This is a genomic window from [Clostridium] clostridioforme AGR2157 (assembly GCF_000424325.1).
Taxonomy (GTDB): domain Bacteria; phylum Bacillota; class Clostridia; order Lachnospirales; family Lachnospiraceae; genus Enterocloster; species Enterocloster clostridioformis_A.
This window is the reverse complement of record NZ_KE384164.1, coordinates 21,555-30,540: the sequence shown is the minus strand read 5'-3', so window position 1 is coordinate 30,540 and position 8,986 is coordinate 21,555. Positions and strand designations below refer to the sequence as shown.

Annotated in this window: 4 protein-coding genes; all 4 read right to left on the bottom strand. The window is 52.7% G+C overall.

What is annotated here, in order from left to right; genetic code table 11:
- Nucleotides 1-247: 247 nt before the first annotated feature.
- The 4 genes from G614_RS0125440 to G614_RS0125415 all read right to left on the bottom strand — a co-directional run bounded on the left by G614_RS0125440 (nucleotide 248) and on the right by G614_RS0125415 (nucleotide 8,935).
- Entirely contained in the window at nucleotides 248-4,594 is a 4,347-nt protein-coding gene (locus G614_RS0125440) for a DEAD/DEAH box helicase (protein WP_027644103.1), read from the bottom strand.
- Between the two features lie 327 nt (nucleotides 4,595-4,921).
- Nucleotides 4,922-5,626 (bottom strand): DUF5714 domain-containing protein, encoded by a 705-nt coding sequence (locus G614_RS0125430; protein WP_002588287.1) that lies wholly within the window; start codon nucleotides 5,624-5,626, stop codon nucleotides 4,922-4,924.
- Nucleotides 5,627-5,943: 317 nt separating this feature from the next.
- The gene (gene ilvD / locus G614_RS0125420; RefSeq protein WP_027644101.1) at nucleotides 5,944-7,584 is read right to left on the bottom strand and encodes a dihydroxy-acid dehydratase; all 1,641 of its coding nucleotides are present in this window, start codon (nucleotides 7,582-7,584) and stop codon (nucleotides 5,944-5,946) included.
- Nucleotides 7,568-8,935 carry a PTS galactitol transporter subunit IIC gene (locus G614_RS0125415; protein ID WP_027644100.1) on the bottom strand — a complete coding sequence of 456 codons (1,368 nt, stop codon included), beginning with the start codon at nucleotides 8,933-8,935 and terminating at the stop codon, nucleotides 7,568-7,570. Before G614_RS0125415 ends, ilvD begins: the two co-directional genes overlap by 17 nt.
- Nucleotides 8,936-8,986: the final 51 nt, after the last annotated feature.

Below are 8,986 nucleotides of genomic sequence, written 5' to 3'. Positions count from 1 at the left end.
CCAATACAATTTCAATCCACAAGGCTCTCGCGAGCCTCGACAGCAAAACTATCCAACAATCCCTCCACATCCCCCTAACTTTTTATGCATTATGTCCTCCCCTCCTTATTTCAACCTCCTCCATCCATTCACCCAGCCTATTTTCACGGCTTTTCCGCTGTTTTTCAGGTGCGAATCTCCCAGGCATTTCATGTTAGCTTGGCATTCGCACCTGGTTTGATGGGATCCGCCTCACAGAAATCACACTCTACTTATACACTACATAATCCTTCATTTCACGCATATATCCCGCATGCTGCAGTGCCTCTGCCGCCTCCGCCGGATACTCTTTCAAAACAAGCCTCTTTTGTTCCGGATATATGGCTCCCTGCTTGAACGCACGGACAAATTCCGCCATCACTTCCTTCATGTCATTGACATCGTAAATGCGCAGTACCCTGCCCTGGCGTTCCATTACAGCTGCCAGATTTCCCGCTTTCAGGGCCACCGCTGTTCCGGCCACTGCCAGAAATCCACATTTCTCCGGAAATTCCAGGACTTTTCCCCACACCAGGGCCGGGTCTGTTCCGTTTAACCACACCACATGGTCATCCGGCTCCCTCAGTGCACCGGTCACGGCATCGTAATCCTCGCTGTGGACAAATTGGGCGCCCGACATCCCCTCCACAAAATAGCCTCTGCGAATGCGGCCCGTATATTCCCAGACACGCAGAATTTCCAATGCCTGCGCCCAGCTCCAATCCCACTTCTTCCCATCTTCTCCGGTCAGGGCATAGGGAGAGTCTGACACAGCCTGTATGGACTTTTTAAAAGTCTCACGGCACAGAATCATATTTTCATCCAAAAACAGCTCCAGCCATTCCTCCGGCCCATACTTTTTTACTGGCCTTACTATGTCCCACCGCCCTGCCGACAGGGCCATGACCCTGGTATTCACGCGCTGTCTGACAGCAGCTTTCCTCACCTTGTCCTGGTTCTGCCATTGCCTTACAGGCACAAAACTGTCTGCACATACCAGACCCTTTTCAGCCAGACTTAACAGTACTTCCTGGGCGCTGCCTTCCTTCGGTATCTTTGTAAGGAATTTAAGGAAACTGGCTCCTCTGCGTTTTAACTCCCTGTACATGAGAAGCTCATCTCCTTTAAGCTCCCCCACCTTAGGTTCATCTTCCTTAAACGCATCTTCCTTAAACGCATTTTCCTTAAATACATCTCTCTTAATCACCTCTCCCTCAATCACATCTCCCTCAAATCCTGCTGCCTGCGCTCCGGCGTCTGCCTCCCAGTCTATGTCCTCATAGCTGCAAAAGCAAAGGGTTCCTTCCGGCGACATTCTCCAGAAATAATCCCCCTGTGCCAGCAGCCGGTCCAGATAGCTGCCTCCATAGCGCTCCACCCGCCTGGCAAAGTACACATTTTCCCAAAAGCGTACAGGGCATGGTTTTCTGCATCCTCTTTCCATGGCCTCCCTTAACTGTTCTTCTGACGTGGAATGTACCACTGCCCTTGAGGCCATAAGCGCGGCATAATGGGAAGCCGGCTGTGTGACCGCGTGGCTTCGCAGGCTGCGTATATGGCCTTCCCTGGCTCTCTCATAGAGCTTTTCGTGATAATATACACCCTGGTCCTCCACTGCATGTTTGCAGCGGCACAGTTTATCCAAAAGCTCCTCTGTCATTTTCTCAGACAGAAAATACCGTTCCCTTACATCCCCCGCAGTCTGACCGCCCCGATAGTAGAGCATCCGGCGGATAATATGCATTCCTGCCTCCTCATCCTGCTGCCGCAATGCCCTCATATATTCGTCCTCGTGTTCTGCCGCTATCCAGATTCCGGGCTCCACATAACAGGCCAGTCCCTGCCGAGCCAGGGTATCCAGCCATTCAGCCGGTATGTCCAGCTCCCCTGCCTCCAAATCCCCCTCCATCATGAGAAGGGAATGAAGCTCCTCCTCATTTTCCGGCATTTTTTTCCGTGTCCATCCCCTGGCCAGTTCCTCTGCTGTGGGCTTGAGCAGTGCCTTCTTCAAATCTTCCTGCACAGTCTGGCGGATTTTAGGTGTCACCGGTGAGTACTCATACATTTCTTCCGCCTCCGCCTGCCACTGGAAGGGCAGAGACATGGGAGAAGGGACATCCAGCCAGATTTCTCTGACTGTAATAAGGCCGGAACGGATCTTGGCCAGTATCTCCATCACTCCGCTGATATCCCACTGGTGTTCCAGACATTCCCGTTTCGTCTCACGAATCAGGGGATGATCCGGCTGGTCCATCAGGGAGCTTAACATTTCCGTGCTTTTAAGGCGCTGCATCCAAAGAGGCTGGCGCCCGCCCCGTTTCATGCCCATCATCAGGGCACGGGCAGCATTGTAGCGGAATGTCATGCCAAACAGAGGAGTATCAGGCAGGATTGCTTCCAGCACCGGCCGTACCTGGTCCGGGTTGATTTGGAACAAAAGCCCTTCCGGCAATTGCTCCCTGCCGTAAGGATACAGAAGGAATCCATCCTCCTCATCCACACTTCCCACATCCAATCCCATGGTGTTCCGTATCATATGACGCAGGACGAGGGACAGCGGGCCATTTACCCGTCTGCCAAACAAAGCATGGACCATGACCTGATGGCTCCCTGTACTGTCCTTAAAATGCTCCACCACTATGGTCCTGTCATCAGGCAGTCCTTCTGTGGCCTGAATCTGACGTTGTATAAAGCCGGACGCATTGGACGACGCGGACTCGTCTAACCCCAGTTTTCCCAGGGCTTTTTCCAGCTCTCCGTCACGGCAGGCCTTCTCCAGCTCTCCGAATATACGGCCAAAGGCAAGACTGGTCCGAAGATCCCTTCCTTTTGTCTCCCCCTTCCAGAATGGAAGTCTGGCGCCTTCAGCCGGGGCCTGGGTCACGATAACAGAGTCCTTATCCTGACGGACCACACGCCAGCCAAATGACCCCAGCATGAAACGGTCCCCAATCCTGGATTCATAGACAAATTCTTCGTCCAGCTCTCCTAACTTCACCCCGTCCTCTGTTTTGGCTGCATACATCCCTTTATCGGGTATGGTCCCTCCTGCCGCCGTGGCCAGCATACGGCTGTAAACATCCCCGGCCACCCGGCCGTGTATCCGGTCGTACAAAATCCTTGGACGCACCGGTATTTCCCGGCTGTGCTCGTAATCTCCTGCCAGCATGGCAAGGACGTCCTCCACATCCTTCCTGGTCACCTGATAAAATGGGTAGGACCGCTCCAGGACTTCCATCACATCAGCTATGCTGTAGCTCTCTCCCGAAGCCATGGAAACCAAATGCTGGGCCAGCACATCCAGGCACATGCGCGGAGGATTGGCCCGTTCCACGCCTCCATGGCGGGCCACCTGTGCGGTCATGCCGCAATATACTGCCTCAGGCGCGGTCCTGGGATACATGTACATGACGCTGACCCGGCCCGGATTATGGCCGGCCCGGCCCAGCCGCTGCATGGTGCTGGAAATGGTACGGGGGCATCCGACCTGCAAAACCTGCTCCACGTCCCCCACGTCAATGCCCAATTCCATGGATGATGTGGCACATAACAGCCGCAGCCGTCCCTCTCTTAAATCCCGTTCCACTTCATCCCGCTGTTCCTTTGACAGACTTCCGTGGTGGACTCTGGCAAACCCGTCCCCGCCCAGCAGATTTACATAATATGCCAGTTTTTCCACATAACGTCTTCCCTCGGAAAATGCAATCACACTCTTACAGCTTAAGCACTGGCGGTACACTGCCATTCCCAGTTCTTCCCATACCGGGTCCTTCCGTCTTCCCACAGCAGGAGCCGTGCCAACGACCTGAATTTCCACCTGCTTATCCATGGATGGGGCACAGATGACGGCCGGTTCCGGGGACAGGTAGGCGGCCGCAAGCTCCAACGGCTCAATGGTGGCGGACAGGCCAATTCTCTGAAGCCTGCGCCCGCAAAGTTTATCCAGTCTGGCCACTGACAGCATCAGATGCGCTCCCCTCTTGGTATCTATAAGGGCGTGAAGCTCGTCCAAAATGATCGCCCTTGCAGTCTTTAACACCTGGCGGCCGGATTTGGATGTAAGCATGAGATACAGGGATTCCGGCGTGATAATCAGTATATGAGGCGGATGCTTTACCATCCTCTGGCGCTCTTTCTGAGGCGTGTCCCCGGTACGGATGGCGGCCTGAATCTGCCCTATGGATTGTTTACCCGGTCCGCCTCCCGGCGTGCCCTCTCCAGGTTCTTCGGATTCCGGACGGAATCTGTTTTCCTCAAGAGCTTCCGCCTCGATCCCCTCCAAAGGTTTACGGAGATTTTCCCTGATATCCCCTGCCAGAGACTTAAGGGGAGACACATATATCACATACAGCTCCTCCTTAAGCTCCCCTCTCCCTGCCAGTCCGCCCAACTGGTCTATGAACACCAGGAAGGCTGAAAGGGTCTTTCCTGTACCGGTTGGAGCGCTGACCAGCACATGCCTTCCGTCAGCAATGGCAGGCCAAGCTTCCTTCTGTATTTTGGTGGGTTCTCCGAATGTTTTCCTAAACCATCTTTCAGTGGCAGGCAGGAATTGTTTTAGGGTATCCTCTTGCATAAGCTCCTCCATGCGGGCAGTTGTATGTCATTCCTGTTGTCTGGATTTTTTCCCGGAAATCTCAGGGTATTTATATTATTATATCATTGCACCGTTTTGGCTGTCTATGACTGACATGGCAGAACTGCTTTTTAAACCGTCTTTTCCGGTCTTTATTTGCGGCAGCCCAGACGGCGCAGGCACCCTTAACCCCAAACTTATTGTATACCATATTCATATCAATAGCTGGCAGAATCAGAGCTCGCCGGAATGATAATCTGATGACCAACCGGATGGGACGGGCACGGGGATATCCTATCCTTAGACCCGCCTCACTTGTTCAGCCATTTATCCCAACGGATTGTAAGGACATTTTTCCTTCAGGCACTGTTCGTTCCGGTCGTACAATCCGCATACTGTCTTTTTGGGCCGTTCCATCCATATCCCGAATTTCTCTCCCACAAAATCCACCGCCTGCAATATGGCTGTGTAGGAATCCCGTTTACAGCATCTGGGGCCCCCTGTTTTAGCAATAGCCCCAAGGCTTCTGGAAGTCATCTCATTGCAAAGCCCCCACTCTTTTCCGCTTAAAGGTGATGCCCCGGTAATCAGGCTGATAAAGATGCCCGTACTCACGGCCGCCCCGCAGGTTCCCCACAAACCGCAGATACCACCCGGCACCTGCGTTCCTCTGTTTCTCATCTCCTCCAGGGCAGCGTCCAAATCCAGTTCTCCCCCGGCATTTTTATAGGCGGCCAGAAGCACGGATCCCACCAGCACATGGTGTTCCGGTCCATGCATATAGATATAGGGGGACAGGATGATTTTCTTCATGATTGCCACCGGGTCCCTGCTGTCTGTATGCCTGCATATATCTTCAATGACACGCAGGCCCATCTGCTCATGGCAGCTGTCACAGATAAAATGACCGTTCACACATCTGGCATTACTCATAAACTTTTTGTGACAGTAGGTACATTCCATTTCAATCTGACTCTGAAGATATTCCAGCGGCGCTCCGCACACCAGACATCCCGTTTTTTGTTCTTCCATTGTCGTATCCTCCCATTAACTATTTATTTCTTATTCTCAAGACAATCTTATTCCAGTATACCATAATCCCTATCCCGGTTAATACTTATTTTTTCCGTTTTTGCATCCGCATTTTTACATCCGCTTCCCACTCTTTACCCACCCCATCCCCAAAAATTCATCCGGCCGCCCGGGCACACACACATACATCCGGCCCTGCCGGTTTTCCCGCAAATTGAAAAAGAGCATAAACCGTCTGCTCCCGGAACCGGTTTACACTCTTTTTCCTCATCGTATCATATATTCTGTTATGGTTTCCCTTATCATTCCTCTGCTTTCTACTCCCTGTTCAGGGCAGCGCCTGACCTGGCTGTGTTCACCAGGCGGGCGTACCGGCCGAGAAGGCCCTTTTCCCTTGGACGTGTGACTGCCTTCCATTCTCTGCGTCTGGCTTCCAGCTCCTCGTCGCTGACCTCCAGATGCAGATAATCCTTATACAAATCCACGGTTATCCTGTCCCCATCCCTTACCAGGGCAATAGGACCTCCATCCGCTGCCTCAGGGCACAGATAGCCGATGCTTAAGCCTCCGCTGGCCCCTGAGAAACGGCCGTCGGTGATAACCGCTGTGTTGGGAATGCCCTTGATGATTTCCGTAATCCGGTGCAGCTCCTTCATTCCCGGACCTCCCTTAGGTCCTTCATAGCGTACGATGACGGCGTCGCCTTCCTTTATCTCCTTTGCACGGAAAGCGGCATAACACTCATCCTCGCCCTCAAATACCCTGGCCGTGCCCTTAAAGCGGCGCACCTCCGTGGGAACTGCCGATGTCTTTACCAGGGCTCCCTGAGGCGCCAGATTGCCATAGAGCACCTGGATTCCGTCCGCCCTGGATACAGGCTCGTCCATAGACTTTATCACTTCCCTGTCTCCCTGAGGCGTACGCTCCAGAATCTGCCCCAGCGTTTCCCCTGTCACAGTCAGCACATCCTTGTTCATCACAGACTCCAGCTCTTTCATCACGGCCGGTATTCCGCCTGCGCAGTGCAGGTCTACCACGGTCCTGTTTCCGTTGGGTACAATGGAACACAGTACCGGCGTGGTGGTGGTAATCTTTGAAAAATCATCCCAGTCCAGGGAAATCCCCAGCTCTGCCGCCAGCGCCGGAAGATGAATCAGAGCATTCAGGGACCCTCCGATAGCGGAAAGAAGAGTGATGGTATTCTTAAGCGCCTCCCGCGTCATAATCTGGCTGGGACGAATCTGCATTTCAACCATCTTCATCACGGCACGCCCTGATTCCCTTGCGCTGAAACGGCGCATGCTGGTGCTGGAAGGAATCAGGCTTCCTCCCGGCAGCATCATTCCCAGGGACTCACAGAGGGCGCCCATGGTATTGGCTGTCCCCAGGAAGGGGCAGATTCCGGGCCCTGTGTAATACTTAAGCGTCCCCTCAATCAGCTGACGCTCTGTTATCTCGCCCCGCAGGAACTGCTGGCGCAGCTCCTTTGACTCATTGGGCTTTATCTGGGCATAGCAGGGACCGGCTGTGACAATGACTGACGGCAGGTCAATCCGTGCCGCCGCGTTCAGCATTCCCGGCACAATTTTATCACAGGAGCCCATGTACACCACTCCGTCAAACACGCCCTCTCCCACCACCATGGCCTCGATGGAATCCGTGATAATTTCCCTGTGGGGCAGGCAGTAACGCATACCGGAATGCCCCTGGGCAATGCCGTCACACATGGCTACCGTGTTGAACTCAATGGGCTCGCCGCCGGCTTCCAGTATTCCCTTCTTTACCTCCTCAGCCAGCTGTTTTAAAGGCTCGTGCCCGGGACATATCTCATTCCAGCTGTTGGCAATGGCAATGAGAGGCTTGTGGTCCAGGGAGTCAATAGAAACACCTGCCGATGCCAGATGGGCCTTGGATATGGCTTTCTGGAACGGCTCCAATTTATCAATTGCTCGCAACATCATTTCCTCCTTCTAAAACTGCTTTCTTCTTGTTATACCGGTTCATGAACCCCCATACAGCTGCCATAACCGCAATCAGCACCGGCACAAAGATGTATGGCCTCTTGACGAATGCCTCATATACCAGAAAGCTAACCGTAAGGCTGGTGGCCGCAAAGGATGTAATCATTCCCTCTCCCAGGTCCAGTCCCACGGAAGTGGCCAGCTGGGTCAGAACCGGCGCTGTGGCCGTACCTGCCAGCAGAATGGCTCCTGTGCATACCAGGCCCATGATGATGTTCTTAAACAGGTTTCCTCTGGTGATTGCAACCACCAGTGCCACACGGAAGGTCACAACTGCCAGGTCTGCAAAGGGAAGCACGCGGTTTCCCGGAAGCACGGCAGCCATAAGGATAGTCAACGGAATGACAATCAGGGATGTGGTGATAACATCAGGATTTCCCACTACAACCGCTGCATCCAGGCCAATGAGGAATTTCCTGCCCTTGAACTTCTCCTGGGTAAACTTCTTGGCAGCCTCTGAGATGGGCATGAGTCCTTCCATGAAAAGAGAGGTCATCTTGGGAATCAGTACCATGACAGCCGCCATGTTCACACCCAGTGCCATGATATCAGCCACTGAATACTTGGCCAGAATACCTATAATGCAGCCAAGTACCAGGCCCATGATGGTGGGTTCGCCAAAAAATCCCAGGTATTTCTTAGCATCCTTGATTTCAAAATCAATCTTGTTAATTCCGGGTATCTTATCCAGAAGCCAGTTAAGGGGCGCTGCGATAATGATGGAGGAAAGGGCCGACATGGTTGGAAGGGATACGCCGGGAATGCCGAAGTAATCCTCTACCAAAGGCGCGGTCCAGTCTGACAGCTTGAATGTGATGATGGCCATGATAACCGTTGCGCCGATACCCATTGCCACATTTTTAGTCACAAAATAAACCATGATTCCAACTATTGCCATGTGATGATAATTCCAGATATCCACATCCAGAGTATCAGTGGCCTTCAGTACCAGCATGACAATGTTAGTTGCCAGGATACAAAATATAAGGATGGCGATAATGGGCGATGACCATGTAACTGCCGCTATGGCACCCCAGCCCACATCCAGAATATCCAGCTTAATGCCGAAATTCTGCACCATGGCCTGGGCGGCAGGTCCCAGATTGCTCTTCATCATGTTGATGACCAGATTGATACCCGCAAAGCCAATGCCGATGGTAAGACCGCTTCTGAATGCCTTTGATAATTTCACGCGGAAAATAAGCCCTATGATGGTTATGATGATTGGAAGCATGACCACTGCGCCTGCGTCCAGAATCGTATTGAAAATATTATAAAGTATCTGCATATGATTAATCTCCCCTAAGATTTCATTTGTCTTTCATAGCCAATGGCTGTC

Bases quoted from the DNA above. Each gene is read 5' to 3' on its own strand.
- G614_RS0125440 (WP_027644103.1), bottom strand. From the start codon at position 4,594: ATGCAAGAGGATACCCTAAAACAATTCCTGCCTGCCACTGAAAGATGG.
- G614_RS0125430 (WP_002588287.1), bottom strand. From the start codon at position 5,626: ATGGAAGAACAAAAAACGGGATGTCTGGTGTGCGGAGCGCCGCTGGAA.
- ilvD (WP_027644101.1), bottom strand. From the start codon at position 7,584: ATGTTGCGAGCAATTGATAAATTGGAGCCGTTCCAGAAAGCCATATCC.
- G614_RS0125415 (WP_027644100.1), bottom strand. From the start codon at position 8,935: ATGCAGATACTTTATAATATTTTCAATACGATTCTGGACGCAGGCGCA.